Raw genomic sequence first — 19032 nt, forward strand, 5'->3', positions numbered from 1 at the left:
GCACCCTCGCTAAATTTTGAACTTATTCAAACAAAATATAACAAAAAATATCGTTTAGCTAATGCTACCGTGATTTCATGAGTGAGTTCATCAGCCTCCGCAGCGGCTCCGCACGGGCAATTATTGCGCCATTGGCGGCGGCGTTACGAAGCTATAGCCGTGACGGTGCCGATCTGGTCGAAGCTAATCTCGATCCGGTGGCGCCCGGTGGCTCAGGTCTGACTTTGGCGCCCTGGCCAAATCGGATCGCGGAGGGGCGCTGGGTGCTTGAGGGCGAGGTGCAACAGCTCGATATCACTGAGGTTTCCCGTGGAAACGCCATTCATGGCCTGCTGCGTAATACCGGCTATGCCGTCGAATCGCGGTCCGAGAGTGAAGTTCGCCTGGTGGCGACGATTTACCCACAGCACGGCTATCCCTTTCAGCTCACGCATCGAGTGAGCTATCGACTTGAGCCCGACGAGTCGCTGCGGGTTTCGCAAAGCTTGCACAATGATTCGCAGCTCGCTGCCCCCGTGGCGCTGGGCGCCCATCCCTATTTGAGAATTGCCGAGCTGCCCACCGAGGAACTCAGACTGAGCGTCCAGGCCGGGACTGAGCTCCTCGTCGATGAGAAAATGATCCCCATCGAGCCTGCTTCGGTATCAGCAGATTCCGATTTGCGTCGCGGTAGGAGGGTGGCGGAATTGGAGATGGATCGCAGTTACACCGATCTGGCGTTCGCCCCGGATGGCCTCGCCCGGCATACCCTCAGCGCGCCTGACGGGCGCTCGGTGACGCTCTGGCAAGATAAAGCATGCCAATATGTGCATATATATGTCTCGACCGGATTCCCTGGCCGGAATAAGGCGGTGGCGATTGAACCAATGAGCGCTCCTGCCAATAGTTTCAATAGTGCTCGTGGGCTGCACTGGCTGTCTCCGGGAGAAGAATTTGCTATTGAATGGGGCATCGAATCAGTGCTCTAGAGCTCGGTGCGTTCTATTAAGCGAGCAGATTTCGCAATTAATGCCGACTGCGGAATGATGTGACTCAGTACGGCCCGTGGTCAATGACGGTTCGACGATCGCACGGAAAGAGCAAACAGAGTGAACTCCACAACAGCGCTCCCGCAGCTTCCAGTCAATCTTGAGGATATCCGCCAAGCCCAGCAGTTGCTCGCTGGGATTGCCGAGCGGACCCCGGTGGAGAGCTCCCGTGCGCTGTCTCGAATTATTGGCTCAGACGTTTTCTTCAAGTGTGAGAATCTGCAACGCGCTGGCTCCTTCAAAGTCCGCGGGGCCTACGTTCGGATGGCGCGACTCAGCCCGGAGGAACGCGCCCGGGGGGTGGTGGCAGCTTCCGCAGGCAACCATGCGCAAGGTGTCGCGGTGGCTGCCAAAGCACTCGGCATCCAAGCTCGGATCTATATGCCGCTCGGCGTAGCACTGCCAAAATTGGCGGCAACCCGTGGTCACGGTGCCGAGGTGGTGCTGCACGGGGTGAACGTTGACGAGGCACTCGCCGAGGCTCAGCATTATGCCGATCAAAGCGGCGCGGTTTTCGTGCATCCGTTCGACAATGTTGATGTCGTGGCGGGACAGGGCACTATCGGACTTGAGATATTGGACCAGATTCCCGATGTTGACACGGTGGTGATGGGTGTCGGTGGCGGAGGTCTGCTGGCCGGGGTCGCGGTAGCGATTAAGTCGATGGCCCGTGAGCTGGGGCGTGAGATTCGGATTATTGGGGTGCAAGCGGAAAACGCGGCTGCCTACCCGCCCTCGCTCGCCGCAGATGCCCTGGTCCCGCTCGCCCGGGTGTCAACGATGGCAGACGGTATTGCGGTCGGCCGACCGGGCCAGATTCCGTTTTCCATTATTAGAGAACTGGTCGATGATGTGGTGACGGTGAGTGAGGATTCGCTCGCCCGGGCGCTGATTTTCCTGCTGGAGCGATCCAAAATGGTGGTCGAGCCGGCGGGGGCGGTGGGGGTTGCGGCATTGCTCGATGGCACCCTCAACACCGCTGGCGCTAAGCCAGGCAGCACGGCGGTGATTTTATCGGGTGGCAATATTGACCCGATGCTGATGCTCAAGGTCATCCAGCGCGGGCTTTCGGCGGCTGGCCGGTTCATGACGGTGCGAATGCTGTTGGATGACCGGCCTGGTTCACTCGCCACGATTTCCCGGATCATCGCTGAATCGGATGCCAATGTCACCGGTGTTGATCACACCAGAGTCGGTGGCTCGATCAGTATGGGCGACGTGTCCATCACGGTAAATATGGAAACCAAAGGTCACGAACATTGCGAGCAAGTCTTGCTGAACCTGAGAGCCGAGGGCTTCCAGCCCATCGTGGTGCACTGAGTTCGGCGTTTCAGTAACCGTAGCGAGGAGTTCCTCGCCAAATAACCGCTTAAATGGTGTGTGCTCGCCCGCGAGTAGCGGGCGAGCACACAGAGGTCCGATCGGCTAGCCCGTATAAGGTTTTGCGGAGACAATCTCGACTTTAATGTCTTTGCCGTTTGGTGCTGTGTAACTGAGCTTATCGCCCACTTTGTGCCCGTGAATGGCTTCGCCGAGCGGTGATTTTTCGCTGAAAACATCCAGATCGGTATCGCCTGCTACTTCGCGGCTGCCGAGCAGGAAGGTGGTCTTTTCTCCAGCGATCTTGGCGACAACCAGCATGCCTTGTTCAACCACACCGTCGTCAGCCGGAGTCTCGCCAACATGAGCATCACGCAGTAGCTCGGTGAGCTGGCGAATCCGCGCCTCGATCTTACCCTGCTCTTCCTTGGCCGCGTGGTAGCCGCCGTTTTCCTTCAGATCGCCCTCAGAGCGAGCTTGTTCGATCTTCTTGACCACTTCGACGCGAGCAGGCCCGGAAAGCTCCTCCAGCTCGGCGCTTAGCCGATCGAATGCTTCCTGAGTAAGCCAGGCAGTGGGTGCGCTAGGGGTAGACACGGGTGTCCTCCTCGTAGTTTGACAAGCAAAGACCCCGCCTGCCGTGGCCTCCGAACCAGTCCAATGCCGTCAAGAAGCCGTCAAGCGGGGTAAAGATAATTCACCAGTGTAGTCAAGACGTTGGAATAACCCAAGGAGTGTTCGCGCTAAGCGTGGCATTGTGTCCGAAAAGCAATCTCGCGATGGCGAATGCGAGGGCTAGTTCTGCACGATCCAACAGCTATCGACGACCGCGGAGACCGCGAGGGAATCGGTGAGCAGCTGGACCTGCTGGCGAGTTGTGCGGCCCTGTTCAGTGCCTTGATCGACGGGATTAGCCGGCACGGTGGCAATTTTCCAACCAACCACTGTGTAGCTGTCATCTAAGGCTTTAACCTCGCACTGGGCCGTGGAGGCTGGGTCCTTGGTGACCTGGAAATCAACGGTGGTCTGCGAGTCGTTGACCACGGTGAAGCCAATTAATTTGAGGTCGGCGCCCGGGCCGCGACCAAAAGTCAACCAGCTGACGAACGCGAGCACCACTAGTGCCACTGCGCCGATCAGCAGGATCCTTCGTCCTTTGCTCATTCCCTTGAGGGTGCGTTGGGGGGAGCCATAGCGATTAGCTAGGCTGGGGGATACCTGTTGCGCAGAGGCTGGCTGAGGCACTCTTCTTCCCGCCGTTCTGAAAACTCACGTAGCAGTAACATAGCTTTGAGTTGTTCATGTCCAAAGCTTCACCTTCCAGTCTAATTCGTCTGGCGGTCGAGCTTGACATCGAATCAGAGGAAGCCCGAGGGAAGACCAGGGGAAGGGGAACGGATTGGCGGCGCAACAGGTGAAGCAGGGTGAGCTCCGGCTATTGGCGGTACACGCGCATCCGGATGATGAATCTAGCAAAGGTGCCGCGATGATGGCCAGTTACCGGGCCCAGGGTGCCCGGGTAATGGTGGCCAGCTGTACCGGTGGTGAGCGTGGTGATGTGCAGAATCCAGCGCTTGCGGCGGACCCCCATGCGCTTCGCGATATGGCTGGCGCGCGAAGGCTGGAAATGGCCAAGGCTGCCTCGATTATCGGTATTGAGCATCGCTGGTTGGGATTTGTCGATTCCGGGTTACCGGAAGGTGACCCGCTACCGCCCTTGCCTCCAGGTTGCTTTGCCTTACAGCCGCTGGAGCGTGCCGCCGCTCCGTTGGTCCGGCTAGTCCGCGAATTCAAACCGCAGGTGATTGTTAGTTACGACGAAAATGGTGGTTATCCGCACCCGGACCACATTATGGCCCACCGGGTGGCGGTGGAGGCCTTCCATGCTGCCGGGGACCCAGAACGCTATCCGGACGCCGGCGCGCCTTGGCAGCCGAGCAAGCTGTACTACGATTTAGCCTTCAATCCGCAACGTTTCAGGGCCTTGCACGATGCTTTGGAGGAAGCTGGCATGAACTCACCCTATGCTGAGTGGATCGCGTCTTGGTTAGAAGCTGATGCGGAGGGCAACAAGCCTGCTCGGGGCCAGCATCCGGCGACTACGCAGATTGAGTGCGGAGATTTTTTTGAGGTGCGCGATAACGCTTTACGTGCCCATGCTACCCAGGTTGATCCGCAAGGTTTTTTCTTCGCGGTGTCTCTCGATCTGCAGCGCAAGGTTTGGCCCTGGGAAGATTATTCGCTGATCGAATCACTTGTGCCCACTGAGTTGCCGGAACGGGATCTCTTCGCGGGATTGCGTTAGGTCTTGACGGTGTCCGGGGCGCAGGACACCACTGATTTCGCCTTCGGTGCTGCTTAGCGGGAGAATGGTGGGGTGCGCCCCGTGATCATGTTCTTTAATACAGTGCCCTTAGCCTCACCAACCCCTTCGCCGACGCCCTCGTTAAAGGACGGTTTGACTACCGATCAGGTGAGTCCGGGTTTTCTAGGGTTCTTAGCCACCTTTTTCATTGTGGTGATCATGGTTTTCCTGATTGTCGATATGGTGCGTCGAATCCGCAGGGTACGTTACCGAGCCCAGGTAGCCGGCGAATTAGCGGCACCGGTAATCCCGGAAGCTCACCCCGCTACCGACGGTGAAACAGTGGAAAGTGGGCAATCCACCGCTGAAGGCTCGCCAGCAGAAGCTCCGGAGGAGTCAGCTAACGGCAAATCCAGCCCGAAGTAGCGCCAACTCAAGGTGAGAACTCTGTCAGCAGGGCAAAGGGCAAAAACGACGAGAACGACGACACCTACGAAAATACCGCGAACATAATGGCGATGAAGTGGCAGGTGAACCCGACCACGGTGAAGGCGTGAAAAAATTCGTGGAAGCCGAAGTGTGCCTGGGAGAAATTCGGTCGTTTGATCCCGTAAAACACTGCGCCCGCGATATAGAAGGCGCCGCCAACGCAGATCAGTACTGCGGCTGGAATGGAAGCGGCAAAAAAGTCGGGGAAGAAAAAGACTGCAGCTAGGCCGAGAATGCAGTAGATCGGCACATAAAGCCAGCGTGGCGCACTAACCCAGAGTACCCGGAACGCCACTCCAGCTATCGCGCCCACCCAGATCGCCCAGAGTAGAAGAGTCGCTTTTTCCGGTGGCAAGAGTAGCGCCGCCAGCGGGGTGTAGGTGCCAGCGATCACCAACATAATATTGGTGTGGTCTAAACGCTTCAGCACGGCTTTGACGGTGGGCTTCCAGTTACCACGATGGTAGAGCGCGCTGATCCCGAAAAGAAGCATTCCAGTAAATGCATATATCGCCGAGGTTACTTTGCCAAGCACCGTTGGTGCCACGCAAATCAAGACAATCCCGGCCGCCATCGCTAGCGGAGTGGCCACCAAATGAATCCAGCCACGCCAGCTTGGTTTAACCCCTAGTGTTGGCTTGAGCGGCACTGGTGGGGGTTTCACTGGGCTAGAAGCTTGACGCACCATTCTTCTATGGTAGCTCAATCGGCGAATAAGTTACTTGTGAGTAATATTTATTTGGCATTGCACTCTGCTATCTGCGGGTAACCTATGGAGAGGTCGAAAAGTTCGACGCTTGAGGATCAGGAGGTGGTGTGCGGATGGCGTGGAAAATTCCGCACCCGCTGTACGGTCTTTACGAGCGCAGACTGGCAAGATCGCTACGCGGCCAGAAAATTCCAGAACACGTTGCGATGACAGTGGATGGGAATCGCCGGTGGGCTAAGCAGTTCAATGCTTCGGTTGGCCATGGGCATCAGGCCGGTGCGGAAAAGATCCACGAGTTCTTGGGCTGGTGTCAGGAGCTAGGTGTTAAAGTCGTCACTCTCTACATGCTCTCCACCGAGAACATTGGTCGCTCGAAAGAGGAGCTCGACGAACTACTTGTCATTATCGCCACCATGATGGATCGACTCGATTCAGACGATACGATTAGCGTCAGCGCGATGGGCGCGCCCGAGGTGCTACCCGACTATCTAGCGGAACGCCTGATCCGCTTGACCCAACGCACTCCGACCACCGAAAAGCTGCATGTGAATCTTGCCGTCGGCTACGGTGGCCGACGCGAAATTGTCGACGCAGTACGCGAGCTGCTGCGCGACGCGGTCGCACAACAGCGTGATATCGCCGAACTAGCGGAAACCCTCGATGTTGAGGACATCTCTCGTTTTCTCTACACCAGGGGTCAACGCGATCCCGATCTGGTGATTAGAACCTCAGGGGAGCAGCGGCTCTCCGGATTCTTACTCTGGCAGAGTGCTTACAGCGAGATGTATTTTTGCGAGGTGCTCTGGCCGGCCTTCCGCCGAGTCGACTTCTTACGCGCGCTCCGCGACTACGCTGGCCGGCATCGTCGCTACGGCTCCTGAGCTTCGCTCACGACCCGGATGTAGAGTTCACGCGGAGTTAACCGACACGCCGCCGGAGGCTACTCGCAGCCTCAAGTGCAAGGCGTAGATTGTGATTCATCGATGCTCACCCAGGGCGTTGATCGGGGAGGCCAAAGATGCGAACTATCGCAGCATCGAGCGGAAGCTGGCCTTGTGTCGTGCTCCGCAGCACCCCGCCGCATCTTAGGAAACTGAGCTCTGGCTCAGGGTCTGGAGTCACGTGGCCCTCATGAATACACCATCCGCAGCCGAACAGCCTGCCGCTCGCGGCAAGCGAGGCCCCGCCAAAACCACTAAGACCAAGAAGACCGGATCAGCGTTAGCAGCTGCCGGTCTTTCGCGTTCTTATGTATTGGACACTTCGGTTCTACTCTCTGATCCTCGCGCGATTACCCGATTCGCAGAGCATGAAGTCATTCTGCCGATCGTGGTGATTAGCGAGCTCGAAGCTAAAAGGCATGACCCAGAACTGGGGTATTTTGCCCGGAAAGCTTTGCGTTTGCTTGACGATTTACGGGTAGAGCACGGTGGTTTGAACAAGGCGATCCCACTCGGGGAAGAGGGCGGATCGTTACGGGTTGAACTCAACCACATCTCTTCCGAAGTGTTACCCGCAGGTTTTCGCAGCGGCGATAACGACGCCAGAATTCTTGCGGTAGCAAAGAACCTGGCCAATGAGGGTTTCGACGTCACGGTGGTCTCCAAGGACCTACCGATGCGGGTCAAAGCTTCGGCGATGGGCTTGCAGGCTGAGGAATACCGCAATGAGCTGGTCCAGGACTCCGGCTGGACCGGTGTCGCGGAGCTCGATGTTGCTGAGGAAGAGGTCAATACTCTTTACAACCACGAGCCGGTCTTCGTGCCGGCCGCTGCGGAGCTGCCGACCAATACTGGTTTGGTTTTGCTCTCGAACCGCGGTTCGGCGCTAGGCCGAGTCGGCGCGGATAAGCAGGTTCGCTTGGTGAAGGGCAATCGCGATGTCTTTGGCTTGCATGGACGCTCTGCAGAGCAGCGGCTGGCTATTGACCTGCTGATGGACCCTGAGGTGGGCATTATCTCGCTCGGGGGCCGGGCTGGTACCGGTAAATCTGCTTTGGCGCTCTGTGCGGGCTTGGAAGCAGTGCTGGAGCGTCGGGAGCATCGCAAAGTGATGGTCTTCCGGCCGCTCTACGCGGTAGGGGGTCAGGAACTCGGCTTTTTGCCGGGCTCTGAGACAGAGAAGATGAATCCCTGGGCGCAGGCAGTTTTCGATACCTTGGGTGCCTTAGTCTCCCAAGAAGTGGTCGAAGAAGTGATGGATCGGGGCATGCTCGAAGTGCTGCCGTTGACCCATATTCGGGGACGATCCCTCCACGATGCTTTCGTCATTGTGGACGAAGCTCAGTCGCTGGAGAAGAACGTGCTGCTCACCGTGATGAGCCGGATCGGGCAGAACTCCAAGATTGTGCTTACCCACGACGTCGCGCAGCGAGACAACCTCCGAGTGGGTCGTCATGACGGTATCGCTGCGGTAGTGGAGACGCTCAAGGGTCACCCGCTCTTCGCGCACATCACCTTGAACCGCTCGGAGCGTTCGCCGATCGCAGCTTTGGTCACCGATCTGTTGGAAGGTGCCGAAATCTAAGATCGAGACTAAAGCAAGCCAAGCACCCCGAATACTGCTCCGAGGCCAGAGCTAAGGCCTCGGAGCAGGTTCGAGCGGGACCATTCGGTGGCAAAGCGGGGCCAGAAATCGGGTTCGGCACTTAACCGACGATTACGTGGCACGTTGTGCACCATGGTGATCAAGGTGCCAAACAGGCTTAGCACCGCCCCAGCGATACGCCAGAGCGCAGCTGTTTCGCCCAATTGAGGCAGGTTGAGCAGCAGCACAGCTACCGCCGAGAGTGCGCCGAGGGCGAAGATCGAAAGGAAACCCGGCTGTTCGGCAGCAACGTTGATCTTATTCATAACTCCGGCGGCATCTCTGCTCCCGGTGCGCTTGAGTGCCGGCATCACCATGCTGGTAAAGGCTAGATAGACGCCGCCGAGAAGAGCCGCGCTGACAATTGAGACGATACTCGCGGTGGCAGTCCAAGGATCAGTCATGGCTAATCAATACCACAATGGGAGCGGCGCTAACAGCGCTATCTCTCCGAGCTACTGGGCTTGCGGCAGTTCCCATTCGATGTGTTGGCGAACGTCCGTGAGTAATGAGGAGTCCTGGGTAAATAAATCGTCGAGCATGTATTCATCCACTGCCAGCACGCTGATCCAATGGCCTTGCCCGGCGGTTGCCCCATCTAGTGATTGACTTGCCAAGCAAATCCCGGTCTCCACGTCGATCCGTACCGCGGTGCGGCCTGGAAAGAGGATGGCGGCGCCGACGGTACGTGGCTGATAGCTATGGTTTGCGGTGAGTACCGCCTCCACTGCCTCTCGGCCTTCATGGTCGACGAAACGGAGTTCGATGGGTTCGGTGACATTGGCGAACGGAAACTCAATCGGCACCGGCGCGTTGCCAGCCAGTTCGACCGGGTCGAACCAGGCGGCGAACCGGGCGGCACTCAGCTGATCAAGACCGAAGCCAGGCTCACCATACTGCGCCTCGGGTCGACGCCTTACCAAACCGTCAGCCTGATACAGCGGGGTGACCAGATGCGGCGGCAGTAACCAAGGTTTTCTCGACCCGGAGGTGAAAAGCGAATCCTTTGAGTCGTTCAAACCGGCTGTGCTTTGCAAGACGGTGCCGTCCAGCGCCTCAATGCGCAGGGCGAGTGGGCGGCGGATCCAGCCGTTGACTGTGCTCGCCGCCGAGTCATTAGGCAACCAGCGCACCTGGAAGCGCAAGCTACGCCATTTCCACGGCGAAGATCGACACAACGCTCGGAAAACATCGGCGGTAAGCTCCATATCCACAGTGTACGCTGGCGGGGCTGCGGAGTAGCGGTGTTTTCGAGTAGCATCCCAGCATGATCCCGAGGCTTTGCCAATTGATCGTCCAATACCCGTTGAGTTTTGTTTTGACGGCGCTAGCCTGTGCCTATTTGCTGGTGATAGCTGTTTGGTTGAGCATAATTGACCTACGCAGCCATCTGCTCCCAAACCGGATCGTTTACCCCTCAATCGCGGTAGCCCTGGGGCTGCTGGGATGCTCTGCTCTGCTAGCCGCTGACGCTGGAACTGCGCTCCGCGTCCTACTCGGTGGGGTGGTTCTAGGGCTCGGTTACCTACTCCTACGCGCGATCTATCCGGCGGGAATGGGGCTAGGGGATGTGAAATTGGCGGTGCTGCTCGGCTGTTATCTGGGGTACCTCAGCTGGCTGCACCTGCTCTATGCCAGCATCCTTAGCTTTATGTTGGGCGGTCTGGTGGGCGTTGGATTGCTGCTCAGCCGCAAGGGCACTTTGAAAACTGCTCTGCCTTTTGGGCCGCTAATGTTCGCCGGCACGATACTTGCGTTGCTCACCCCGGCCTAACCTTCGAAGTGGTTCAAGATAGCCAAATGACTTCGGGATAGCCCAGTTACTTGCTGTTGGACTATCCCGAAGTCATTGCGTTCTCGCGAACACGGCTTCTCGAACCGACGGATATTAGCGGCGGGCGTCCTCTAACTCGGCGCCACCGTCGTCGTCAGAGTTCGGCGCCGAGGGAACTGTGCCAGCACTAGCTCCGATCCCAGCGGGCACTCCGGACTTCTGCGTGGCCAGCTCAGCTTCCAGGCGTTCGGCCTCTTCGCCCGAAATTGCCTCACCACGTGCCACCATCCCTGAGGTGTCGGAGAGTGGAATCTGCTTGAGGGTAATTGCCAAGATCAAAGCGATGGCAATGAACGGCACCAGGTACCAGAACACCGGAGCCAGCGAGTCCGCGTAGGCGTTCACAATCGAGTCCCGCACGCCCTCTGGCAGGGTGGCGAGTTTCTGCGGATCGAGGGTGGCCGCAGACTGCGAAGCATTCGCCGCACCGCCCGGCAAGCCAGCGAACACATTCGTGAGCGACTCGGTCAACCTGCTGGTGAAGATGGTGCCGAAGACCGCGACACCCAACGATGCACCCACTTCACGGAAGTAGTTATTGGTACTGGTCGCGGTGCCGATTTGGGTGGCCGGTACCGCGTTCTGCACCACCATCACGATCACCTGCATGATCAAGCCAAGACCTGCGCCGAAAACGAAGAGTTGCACGCAGATGAGGAACAGCGGAGTGTCCGCGGTGAGCGTGGTCATCCAGAGCATGGCCAGAATGGTCAGCGAGGTACCAATGATCGGGTAGATCTTGTACTTACCGCTCTTGCTGATCGCAATACCAGAGTAGATCGAGGTGGCGAATAGGCCCGCCATCATCGGCAGCATTAACAAACCGGAACCGGCGGCGGAAGCCCCGGAGGACATTTGCAGGAAGGTCGGAATGAAGGCCAGTGCCGAGAACATACCGAGGCCTAGGGTGAAGCCAATGGCGGTGGCATTGATAAAGATCCGGTTCTTGAACAGGCTAAGCGGGATGACCGGATCTTCAGCCTTGCGCTCGACCAGCACGAACAGGGTAGCTGCCACGATCAAACCAATGCCCCAGGCCCAGGTGCCCCAGGCGCCCCAGCCGTAGAGATTCTCGCCAGGAGCGTTTTTCTTGCCACCGAAGTCGGTGAAGAAGATCAGGCAGGTGGTGGCGATCGAGAGCAAGACGACGCCAAGAACGTCGATCTTTTTTTCGGCCTTCTTGCTGGGCAGTCGTAGTGCAAAGACGGCGATTAAGAAGGCGGCGATGCCGACCGGGATATTGATGTAGAAAGCCCATTCCCAGGTAAGGTGATCGACGAAGAAGCCGCCCAGCAGCGGCCCGGCCACGGCGGCCAGGCCGAAGATGCCACCGAGCGGGCCCATGTATTTACCGCGTTCGCTGGCCGGTACGATATCGGCAATAATCGCCTGCGAGAGGATCATCAGACCGCCGCCGCCCAAACCTTGCAGGGCGCGGAAGACCACGAACATCCAGAAGTCACCGGCGAAGGCGCAACCCACTGAAGCTAGGGTGAAGAGCGCGATGGCGATGAGGAAAAGGTTCCGCCGCCCCAGCACATCACCGAATTTGCCGTAAATTGGCATCACAATGGTGGTCGCCAAAAGGTAAGCCGTGGTGATCCAGGCTTGGTTTTCGACGCCGCCGAGCTTGCCAACAATGGTTGGCATCTCGGTGGAGACGATGGTCTGGTCGAGGCTGGAGAGCAGCATCCCGGCGATGAGCGCCGCGAAAATCGTCCAGATTCGCCGTTTAGTCAGGAGCAGCGGTTGAGCTGCGCTGAGAGTTGTCATGGTTTGTCCTTAGTCTTCTAGCGTGGAATTCTCAATGAGGTCTTTGATTGCTCGGGTGTAGCGCCGCATGATGCTAGGAATCTCTTCGGTGGTACCGGGGAGGAAGGAGGCTTCGGAGGATTTGCGAAGAATCGCACCAACCAGCACTACCGCCATCTGGACCCGAAGGTCCTCGGCTTCGCAAGATTCTCGCTTGGCGATCAACTCGCGCAAGGTCTGCTCACGTTTCTCGAAGCTATCTAGAGCTTTGGCGAGGAGCTGCGGTTCACTCAGAATCACCTTGTGCAGCTTCCGGTGTTCCTCCGGAGTGCGGGGAAGCCGGTTTGTATTCTCGGCGAACATGGTGAGCAGGTCTTGCAGCAAGGTGCTGGATAGCTGACCGGGCCGATGCTCGGTTGACTGTCCTGCCACGAACCTAGCTTGGAGATCCTCGGGGAAGTCTCCGCCGTCCCAGCCCAGCACGGCATCTTCCTTGCTGGCGAAATAGTTGAAGAAGGTGCGGCGGGAGATGCCGACACTCTCGCACAGTTGCTCGACGGTGAATCCATTAAAGCCGTGCTCCAGGGTGAGATCTTGTGCCACCTTCACGATGGCGGCCCTGGTCGCCTGCTTCTTCCGTTCACGCAAGCCGAGTGAATCGTCCTCGGTCGGCGACTCAACGGAAATTATTGCACTATCTTTCACGAAGTAAAGTTTTGCACTATGTGTCGAATAGTGCAAAATTAATCGACATGAGTTGTGTCACTTAACTGAACCGAAGCTGAAGCCATGAGGGCTTAAATAGCAAGCGCCCGGTAGCGCTGCCACGGGTTGAACCGTGGAGCGCCGCCGGGCTGAGCTAATACCGTTTGACTACTGCGGTGGCCGGGTCATCGAGAGCACATCGAGCGCGCTGTCGAGCTGCGCTTCGGTGAGTTCGCCGCGCTCCAGGTACCCGAGGGCAATAACTGCCTCGCGGACGGTGAGGCCTTCGGCAACTGCCTTTTTGGCGATCTTGGCGGCGTTCTCGTAGCCAATGAACTTGTTCAGCGGAGTAACGATCGAGGGTGAAGCCTCGGCGAGGAAGCGTGCGCGCTCGACGTTCGCGGTGATCCCGTCGATCATCTTGTCAGCCATCACCTTGGCGGTATTGCTGAGCAAGCGGATCGACTGCAAGAGGTTGGCGGCCATCACCGGGATGCCGACGTTCAGCTCGAAGGCTCCATTGGTGGAGGAGAGCGCAATGGTGGTGTCATTGCCGATCACCTGAGCGCAGACCATAATCGATGCCTCGCAGATCACCGGATTGACCTTGCCCGGCATAATTGAGGAACCCGGCTGCAGATCAGGAATCGCGATCTCGCCCAGACCGGTGTTCGGGCCCGAGCCCAGCCAGCGCAAATCATTGTTGATCTTCATGAGCGAATAAGCGATATTGCGCAGCTGGCCGGAGGCTTCAATCAGTCCGTCGCGGTTCGCCTGAGCCTCAAAGTGGTCGCGGGCCTCGGTCAGCGGCAGGCCGGTGTCTTCGGCGAGCAGGGCGATCACTCGTTGCGGGAAGCCAGCTGGGGTGTTGATTCCGGTGCCTACCGCGGTACCGCCAAGCGGAACCTCGGCAACCCGGGGGAGCGAAGATTCAATACGTTCGATGCCATAACGCACCTGAGCAGCGTAGCCACCGAACTCTTGGCCTAGCGTGACCGGAGTCGCGTCCATCAGGTGAGTACGTCCTGACTTCACCACCTCTTTGAACTCTTCGGCTTTGCGACCGAGCGAATCGGCCAGGTACTGCAGTGCGGGCACCAAATTATTGACCAGGGCTGAGGTTGCCGCCACGTGCACAGAGGTCGGGAAGACGTCATTGGAGGACTGTGAGGCATTGACGTGATCGTTCGGGTGCACTTGGGTCTCGCTGCCAGCAGCTGCCAAGGAGCGATTAGCCAGCGCCGCGAGTACCTCATTGGTGTTCATATTCGAGGAGGTACCGGAGCCAGTCTGGAACACATCAATCGGGAAGTCGCCGTCGTACTTACCAGAAATAACTTCCTCGGCAGCGGCCGCAATGGCCTGGGCGCGCTCCTCGTCGAGCACCCCCAATTCAGCGTTCGCCAAGGCGGCGGCCTTCTTGATCCGAGCCAACGCCTCGATGTGAGCGCTTTCCAAGGTGGTGCCCGAAATGGGGAAATTCTCCACAGCGCGTTGCGTTTGGGCGGCATAGAGGGCATTGGCCGGAACTCGGACCTCACCCATCGTGTCGTGTTCGATCCGAAATTCTGGCTCAGTCTGCGTCATGGTTATAGATTATCCGGGCCATCCGCTCCGGACAATTTCGGCTAAGCGGGGCAGCTAAGCAAAGTTTTAGAGCTGCCCCAAGCTGCTGACCAGTTCGGCGCGACCTTCCTCCAAGCGGTAGGCCAGGCCGACCACGGCGACCTCTTTGCGTTCGACAGCATCGGCCACCGAGCGGGAGGTTTCAACCAATCTGGCTGCGGTCTGTTTAATGTGCTCGACCATAAAATCGTTCACGCCCTGACCGCCATCGCGCTGTGAAGCTAGCACCGAAGGAGTGATCCGCTCGACCAGATTGCGCAAATACCCCTTGGGCATCTCGCCGCTCTCCACCGCGTCCTTAGTGGCGGTGACCGCGCCGCAGTTGTCGTGGCCGAGGATCACGATCAGTGGCACGCCGAGTACCGAGATGGAGTATTCAATCGAGCCCAGTACGGCCAGATCGATCACCTGCCCAGCGGTCCGCACCACGAAGGCGTCACCTAGCCCTAGGTCGAAGATAATTTCTGCGGCTAGGCGGGAGTCCGAGCAGCCAAAAATCACCGCAAACGGATTCTGGCCTTCGACCAGCGACTCGCGATGTGCGGAATCCTGGTTGGGGTGTTGTGAGCTGCCGGAGACAAAGCGTTCATTGCCTTCGTGCAGCTTGAGCCAAGCATCGTGTGGCGTGAGTTGGTTCATTTTCCAGCCGCTCCGTTGAGTGAGTTGACTACCGCGACAGCCAACTGGTCGAGATCGTTCAACGGCACCGCGCCGTTGCTGAACTCGCCGCGCAGCACGACAGTGGTTTTGTTTGTCAGAATCAATGAGGTTGAGGTACCGGGTTTATCCCTGAGCTCCCAACTGGTGCCCTGCTCGGGTCGATCCCCGGTCACGTTGGCATTATCGGTGCGCCCAGCCAGCCAGGTCGGATTGGGTTGTGCGGTTTGGGTGAGCACAATGAACTGCTGAGCTGCGGTGACGTAGCCGACTTCCCAGAAAGCCACTCCATCGCTGCCTGCTGGGTTCCAGCGGGCGTAATTTACTGTCCAACCACTGGGCAGCGCCGGTGCCACCGGGATGAATCCGGCGACGCCTTTGGCATCGATAGCGGCTGCGCTGACGTCGACTGCTGGCCGGTAGCTCTGGCCTGCGGGCTTAGCGGTGAAAAAGGCCAGTGGCAAGGCGAGAACCAGGCAAAGTAGCACCGCGACCAGCATCCCGATCACGGTGGCGTTAGCCCGCTTAGCAGCCGCTGGCTGGAGCAGGATGGGCGATGCGCCATCGTAGGGTCCTGCCCCCTCGGCGGGCGGTGCTGGAGCGGAAGTCTCGGCGCTCTCTGCCGAGGCCAGGGCAGCGTTATTCGCCTCAGCGCTGGCCGACTTACTGCCGGGAGAAGCATCACTCATAGCTCTATGTTCTCGCACTCTGGCACCGGAACACCATTTGAGGCATGCATCACAATAGCTCGCCGGGAGTTCTTCGGTGGTCCAAGCCAAACTATGCTTGAGGGGACGTGACCGCTCAATGATGAGGAATTACCGTGCCAGAGCCCAAATTTTCTGCTGTTCCTGAAGAAGCCCAATACTCAACTCTCTCCTCGGCGCTTGCTGTCGGCGACGACGAACCGGATCGCAACCTCGCGCTCGAACTGGTCAGGGTGACCGAGGCAGCGGCGATCGCTGGCGGACACTGGGTTGGCTTCGGCGATAAGAACAAAGCTGATGGCGCGGCTGTTGATGCAATGCGCTCCTTCCTGCACACCGTTCATTTCAACGGTGTTGTGGTGATTGGTGAGGGCGAAAAGGACGAAGCTCCGATGCTCTTTAACGGTGAGCGAGTTGGCGATGGCACCGGCCCCGAGGTTGATGTCGCAGTTGACCCTATTGATGGCACCCGGCTGACTGCGCTAGGGATCAATAACGCGCTTGCGGTACTTGCGGTGGCCGAGCGCGGCACCATGTTCGACCCCTCGGCCGTGTTCTATATGGAAAAGCTGGTTACCGGCCCCGAAGCCGCTGACATGGTCGATTTACGGCTGCCGGTGAAACAGAACCTTCATCTGATTGCCAAAGCTAAGGGTGTCAAGGTCAATCAGCTCAATGTGATGGTGCTGGATCGGGATCGGCATAAGCCGCTGGTGGAGGAAATCAGGGCAGCCGGGGCGCGTACCCGCTTCATTATGGACGGTGATGTGGCGGGCGCCATCGCCGCTGCCCGATCCAATACCGGGGTCGACGCCTTGATGGGGATTGGTGGTACACCCGAGGGGATCGTGGCGGCCTGCGCCATTAAGGCTCTGGGAGGCGTTATTCAGGGCAGGCTCTGGCCAACCTCGGATGAAGAAAAACAGAAGGCGCTTGACGCCGGGCACGATCTGGACCGGGTGCTTTCCACCAACGATCTAGTGGCCAGTGACAACTGCTACTTTGCGGCTACCGGCATCACCGACGGCGATTTACTGCGCGGCGTGCGCTACACCAAGGACCGGGTGGTAACTCAGTCGATCGTGATGCGTTCTAAATCGGGAACCGTGCGCTTCGTTGATGCCGAACACCACGCAAATAAGTGGGAGTCCTACGCGCGGCGATAACGCATCGCTAACAATCTCCGGCGTAACAGGGCAACCGTTCGGTTTTGCAATCGGTTAGGAGTATCTTTTTACAGACTGATGTTTTGGTAGACGGGGGAGATGATGGAAGAACGACTCCTAGCGCAAGGAGCTGAGGAACTCGCCACGCGGTTTGCTCCTCGCGAAGCGAACATTTGTTTTCATCTGGAAGCCAATCCGGCGCTGAGAAAGATTTCTGAAGACGTTTTTGGCCTGGCAGCTATCCGCGAGCGGGATCTGGAGAATTTGGTTAAGTTCGCCGCGGTTTTTTACGAGCGGCAACTCAAAACAGCTGAACAGAAGGCCCTGCTTCGCGCTGGCTTGGGCTTCCTCCTCATTCAGTATGAGCCGAATGAGCATGATTATGCTTTGATACAGCGAGCTAACCCTCGAACCCGAGTTATGAATGCGAAGACCAAACAAGTCAGAGATACTTGGGCCTTTATGGTCTACAAAAGAAGTTTGTTGTTTGATCCGGAGCAGAGCTATTCGGCTAAACCTGGTCAGACCCTGCGCCCGGCTTTCCGGGACGCGGTGTTGACAGCTTTTAGCTATGCCATGGAAAACTTGTCGGAGTTCCGTGAGGCGACTGCCGAGATGCTTTTGGAGCAGCGTTCGCGTCGTCTCCTGGCGCTACCCAATGAGGTGGAAACGACAAGCCGGAGTAACCAGACCAGGTCTGAAAGAGTTGACGCCTCGGAATTTGTCACCGAGTCCATTCCTGACGGTTCTCTTTTACCAACCAATACCACCGTGACCAAGACGTGGACCTTGAAAAATGTTGGTGAAGTGCCATGGATTGGACGCAAGTTTCGGCGAATCACACCGTTGAGCGCCTCCTATCCGGCCTCAGCGTTGGAGGTGCCGGTGGCCGACACTTTGCCAGGGGAGACTGTGGTTATCGCCGTAGATGTCACCACGAGTAGCGTTGTCGGGTTTAGCGAGATCAAGTTCAAAATGGTCGATTCAGAGGGGAATCTTTGCTGGCCCGATGAGTATCCGCACGGCGCTCTGATGGCCATCGAAACGAGGAAATTAGTTTGGACGCAACGTGAAACCGGAAATGCGCATCGGCGTTGGGATGGTTGAGAGCCGCGCAAGGGCGTAAGTATCGGCAAGGTTTTGCTGGTGCTGCTGGCGTAATCGAGCCGCCTTGCTCCGCGATAAAGTAGCTACCATGGTTTGGGCAGCCGCTGTTACTGAAATTTCTGATCGCTTCGCGTCGAATCGCAACGATCCGCGGCTCTCGGCTGCCAACTGCCCAAGTCTCACCGCCATTGCCAAGGAGCAGTTAGCGGCCGACCTTGGTGATGATCAATTAATAGCAAAATTCCTCTTCGCAGTATGCAAGTTATACCTAGCCTCGCCTACCTCTGTTGAGGAAAGTGCTTTGATCCGAGGTGGTCTGGCCTACCTGTTGTGTGGTTACCTGCCCAATGATCATGACCTCTTTTTGATCCGTACCGTCAACCCCGCCCTCAAGGGTTCCCAAACTAACACCAAACAGGTGCGAGACGCGTGGGCCTTCATGAACTATAAGCGTGCCTTACAGCGGAATCCGAACATTGGCTATACGGCTAAATCGGGAAGGACTAAGCGGGTGGCTTTTCGAGACGCCATCCTACGCGCGGTCAACTTCTCGATGACTGATCTCGCTAGGCTTCGGGAAGGGCTAGCGAAGATCCCGGCGGACGAAATAAGCGGAGGTGCTGCGACCGGCCTTGTTGCTAGCGATCGACGGGAATTAGTGGATAGTTCAGAAATTATTTCCGAAACTGTCCCGGACGGCACGATTTTTCCTTTCGGTGCTACTTTCACGAAATCATGGACCCTGCGGAACAGTGGCGAAGTGCCCTGGATCAATCGCACTATCCGACGTATGACGCCTAACACGCCGACCTATCCGCATTCTGCGGAGACAGTGCGGCTGGCCGATACGATGCCTGGCGAGAGCGTAGTTATCTCGCTGGAAATGACGGTGAATCGATACCCGAGTATTGCCATTGTGCGGTTCAAGATGGTCGATGAGCGAGGAAACTTATGCTGGCCGAATAGCTATCCGCTGGGTCTTTCAGTAGCCGTGGAAAGCCGAGGACTGCACTGGCGAAAAGAGCAGTGAATTCTCCCACC

Annotated in this window: 20 protein-coding genes; 10 read left to right on the forward strand and 10 right to left on the reverse strand. The window is 57.8% G+C overall.

From position 1 onward, the window contains the following. The first annotated feature begins 77 nt into the window (after window positions 1-77). On the forward strand, window positions 78-968 hold the full coding sequence (locus tag UM93_RS00440; RefSeq protein WP_045072997.1) for an aldose 1-epimerase family protein: 891 nt from the start codon (window positions 78-80) through the stop codon (window positions 966-968). Between the two features lie 120 nt (window positions 969-1088). Next, window positions 1089-2348, forward strand: coding sequence for a threonine ammonia-lyase (gene ilvA, locus UM93_RS00445; protein ID WP_045072998.1), 1260 nt, complete (start codon window positions 1089-1091; stop codon window positions 2346-2348). 105 nt (window positions 2349-2453) lie between these two features. Here the strand turns inward: ilvA and greA are convergent, their stop codons facing one another. Both greA and UM93_RS00455 read right to left on the reverse strand, forming a co-directional pair. After that, window positions 2454-2945 carry a transcription elongation factor GreA gene (gene greA, locus UM93_RS00450; protein WP_045072999.1) on the reverse strand — a complete coding sequence of 164 codons (492 nt, stop codon included), beginning with the start codon at window positions 2943-2945 and terminating at the stop codon, window positions 2454-2456. A 198-nt stretch (window positions 2946-3143) separates the two neighbouring features. Next, entirely contained in the window at window positions 3144-3512 is a 369-nt protein-coding gene (locus UM93_RS00455) for a DUF4307 domain-containing protein (RefSeq protein ID WP_082056943.1), read from the reverse strand. Between the two features lie 235 nt (window positions 3513-3747). On the opposite strand from UM93_RS00455, the gene mca reads away from it, so the two are divergent. Both mca and UM93_RS00465 read left to right on the forward strand, forming a co-directional pair. After that, complete coding sequence (gene mca, locus UM93_RS00460) at window positions 3748-4653, forward strand: mycothiol conjugate amidase Mca (RefSeq protein ID WP_045073001.1); 906 nt, start codon at window positions 3748-3750, stop codon at window positions 4651-4653. A 72-nt stretch (window positions 4654-4725) separates the two neighbouring features. Further along, window positions 4726-5079, forward strand: coding sequence for a hypothetical protein (locus tag UM93_RS00465; protein WP_422784944.1), 354 nt, complete (start codon window positions 4726-4728; stop codon window positions 5077-5079). 64 nt (window positions 5080-5143) lie between these two features. Here UM93_RS00465 and trhA read toward each other — a convergent pair whose 3' ends face one another. After that, the gene (trhA, locus tag UM93_RS00470) at window positions 5144-5830 is read right to left on the reverse strand and encodes a PAQR family membrane homeostasis protein TrhA (RefSeq protein ID WP_082056944.1); all 687 of its coding nucleotides are present in this window, start codon (window positions 5828-5830) and stop codon (window positions 5144-5146) included. A gap of 134 nt (window positions 5831-5964) precedes the next feature. Here trhA and UM93_RS00475 point away from each other — a divergent pair, with 134 nt between their 5' ends. Then, complete coding sequence (locus UM93_RS00475) at window positions 5965-6732, forward strand: isoprenyl transferase (RefSeq protein WP_045073003.1); 768 nt, start codon at window positions 5965-5967, stop codon at window positions 6730-6732. A 250-nt stretch (window positions 6733-6982) separates the two neighbouring features. Next, window positions 6983-8377 carry an RNA 5'-3' helicase PhoH2 gene (locus tag UM93_RS00480; RefSeq protein ID WP_045076635.1) on the forward strand — a complete coding sequence of 465 codons (1395 nt, stop codon included), beginning with the start codon at window positions 6983-6985 and terminating at the stop codon, window positions 8375-8377. 8 nt (window positions 8378-8385) lie between these two features. Here the strand turns inward: UM93_RS00480 and UM93_RS00485 are convergent, their stop codons facing one another. Beyond that, window positions 8386-8841 (reverse strand): anthrone oxygenase family protein, encoded by a 456-nt coding sequence (locus tag UM93_RS00485; protein WP_045073004.1) that lies wholly within the window; start codon window positions 8839-8841, stop codon window positions 8386-8388. Between the two features lie 51 nt (window positions 8842-8892). Next, on the reverse strand, window positions 8893-9645 hold the full coding sequence (locus UM93_RS00490; RefSeq protein WP_045076636.1) for a hypothetical protein: 753 nt from the start codon (window positions 9643-9645) through the stop codon (window positions 8893-8895). 59 nt (window positions 9646-9704) lie between these two features. Here UM93_RS00490 and UM93_RS00495 point away from each other — a divergent pair, with 59 nt between their 5' ends. Next, on the forward strand, window positions 9705-10211 hold the full coding sequence (locus UM93_RS00495) for a prepilin peptidase (RefSeq protein ID WP_045073006.1): 507 nt from the start codon (window positions 9705-9707) through the stop codon (window positions 10209-10211). A 114-nt stretch (window positions 10212-10325) separates the two neighbouring features. Here the strand turns inward: UM93_RS00495 and UM93_RS00500 are convergent, their stop codons facing one another. From UM93_RS00500 to UM93_RS00520, 5 genes are all read right to left on the reverse strand, one after another. After that, on the reverse strand, window positions 10326-12044 hold the full coding sequence (locus tag UM93_RS00500; protein ID WP_045073007.1) for an MDR family MFS transporter: 1719 nt from the start codon (window positions 12042-12044) through the stop codon (window positions 10326-10328). A 9-nt stretch (window positions 12045-12053) separates the two neighbouring features. Then, window positions 12054-12728 carry a TetR/AcrR family transcriptional regulator gene (locus UM93_RS00505; RefSeq protein ID WP_052663448.1) on the reverse strand — a complete coding sequence of 225 codons (675 nt, stop codon included), beginning with the start codon at window positions 12726-12728 and terminating at the stop codon, window positions 12054-12056. Window positions 12729-12896: 168 nt separating this feature from the next. Beyond that, window positions 12897-14315: a class II fumarate hydratase gene (locus UM93_RS00510; RefSeq protein ID WP_045073008.1), complete on the reverse strand. Its 1419-nt coding sequence runs from the start codon at window positions 14313-14315 to the stop codon at window positions 12897-12899. 66 nt (window positions 14316-14381) lie between these two features. Then, window positions 14382-14993: a carbonic anhydrase gene (locus UM93_RS00515; RefSeq protein ID WP_045073009.1), complete on the reverse strand. Its 612-nt coding sequence runs from the start codon at window positions 14991-14993 to the stop codon at window positions 14382-14384. Next, on the reverse strand, window positions 14990-15700 hold the full coding sequence (locus UM93_RS00520; protein ID WP_045073011.1) for a DUF4245 domain-containing protein: 711 nt from the start codon (window positions 15698-15700) through the stop codon (window positions 14990-14992). The genes UM93_RS00515 and UM93_RS00520 overlap by 4 nt, the downstream gene beginning before the upstream one ends. Window positions 15701-15834: 134 nt before the next feature. On the opposite strand from UM93_RS00520, the gene glpX reads away from it, so the two are divergent. From glpX to UM93_RS16935, 3 genes are all read left to right on the forward strand, one after another. Continuing rightward, window positions 15835-16884 (forward strand): class II fructose-bisphosphatase, encoded by a 1050-nt coding sequence (glpX, locus tag UM93_RS00525; RefSeq protein WP_045073013.1) that lies wholly within the window; start codon window positions 15835-15837, stop codon window positions 16882-16884. A 99-nt stretch (window positions 16885-16983) separates the two neighbouring features. Then, the gene (locus UM93_RS16930) at window positions 16984-17991 is read left to right on the forward strand and encodes an NBR1-Ig-like domain-containing protein (RefSeq protein ID WP_052663450.1); all 1008 of its coding nucleotides are present in this window, start codon (window positions 16984-16986) and stop codon (window positions 17989-17991) included. Between the two features lie 88 nt (window positions 17992-18079). Further along, window positions 18080-19021, forward strand: a complete 942-nt coding sequence (locus UM93_RS16935) for an NBR1-Ig-like domain-containing protein (protein ID WP_052663452.1) — start codon at window positions 18080-18082, stop codon at window positions 19019-19021. The last annotated feature ends 11 nt before the right edge of the window (window positions 19022-19032 follow it).

The organism is Psychromicrobium lacuslunae (assembly GCF_000950575.1).
GTDB classification, from domain to species: domain Bacteria; phylum Actinomycetota; class Actinomycetes; order Actinomycetales; family Micrococcaceae; genus Renibacterium; species Renibacterium lacuslunae.

Coding starts and splice junctions, on each gene's coding strand:
- UM93_RS00495 (WP_045073006.1), top strand. CDS start 9,705: ATGATCCCGAGGCTTTGCCAATTGATCGTCCAATACCCGTTGAGTTTT.
- UM93_RS00440 (WP_045072997.1), top strand. CDS start 78: ATGAGTGAGTTCATCAGCCTCCGCAGCGGCTCCGCACGGGCAATTATT.
- UM93_RS00500 (WP_045073007.1), bottom strand. CDS start 12,044: ATGACAACTCTCAGCGCAGCTCAACCGCTGCTCCTGACTAAACGGCGA.
- UM93_RS00510 (WP_045073008.1), bottom strand. CDS start 14,315: ATGACGCAGACTGAGCCAGAATTTCGGATCGAACACGACACGATGGGT.
- UM93_RS00520 (WP_045073011.1), bottom strand. CDS start 15,700: ATGAGTGATGCTTCTCCCGGCAGTAAGTCGGCCAGCGCTGAGGCGAAT.
- UM93_RS00480 (WP_045076635.1), top strand. CDS start 6,983: ATGAATACACCATCCGCAGCCGAACAGCCTGCCGCTCGCGGCAAGCGA.
- UM93_RS00490 (WP_045076636.1), bottom strand. CDS start 9,645: ATGGAGCTTACCGCCGATGTTTTCCGAGCGTTGTGTCGATCTTCGCCG.
- UM93_RS16935 (WP_052663452.1), top strand. CDS start 18,080: ATGGTTTGGGCAGCCGCTGTTACTGAAATTTCTGATCGCTTCGCGTCG.
- UM93_RS16930 (WP_052663450.1), top strand. CDS start 16,984: ATGATGGAAGAACGACTCCTAGCGCAAGGAGCTGAGGAACTCGCCACG.
- trhA (WP_082056944.1), bottom strand. CDS start 5,830: ATGGTGCGTCAAGCTTCTAGCCCAGTGAAACCCCCACCAGTGCCGCTC.
- UM93_RS00475 (WP_045073003.1), top strand. CDS start 5,965: ATGGCGTGGAAAATTCCGCACCCGCTGTACGGTCTTTACGAGCGCAGA.
- UM93_RS00515 (WP_045073009.1), bottom strand. CDS start 14,993: ATGAACCAACTCACGCCACACGATGCTTGGCTCAAGCTGCACGAAGGC.
- UM93_RS00455 (WP_082056943.1), bottom strand. CDS start 3,512: ATGAGCAAAGGACGAAGGATCCTGCTGATCGGCGCAGTGGCACTAGTG.
- UM93_RS00485 (WP_045073004.1), bottom strand. CDS start 8,841: ATGACTGATCCTTGGACTGCCACCGCGAGTATCGTCTCAATTGTCAGC.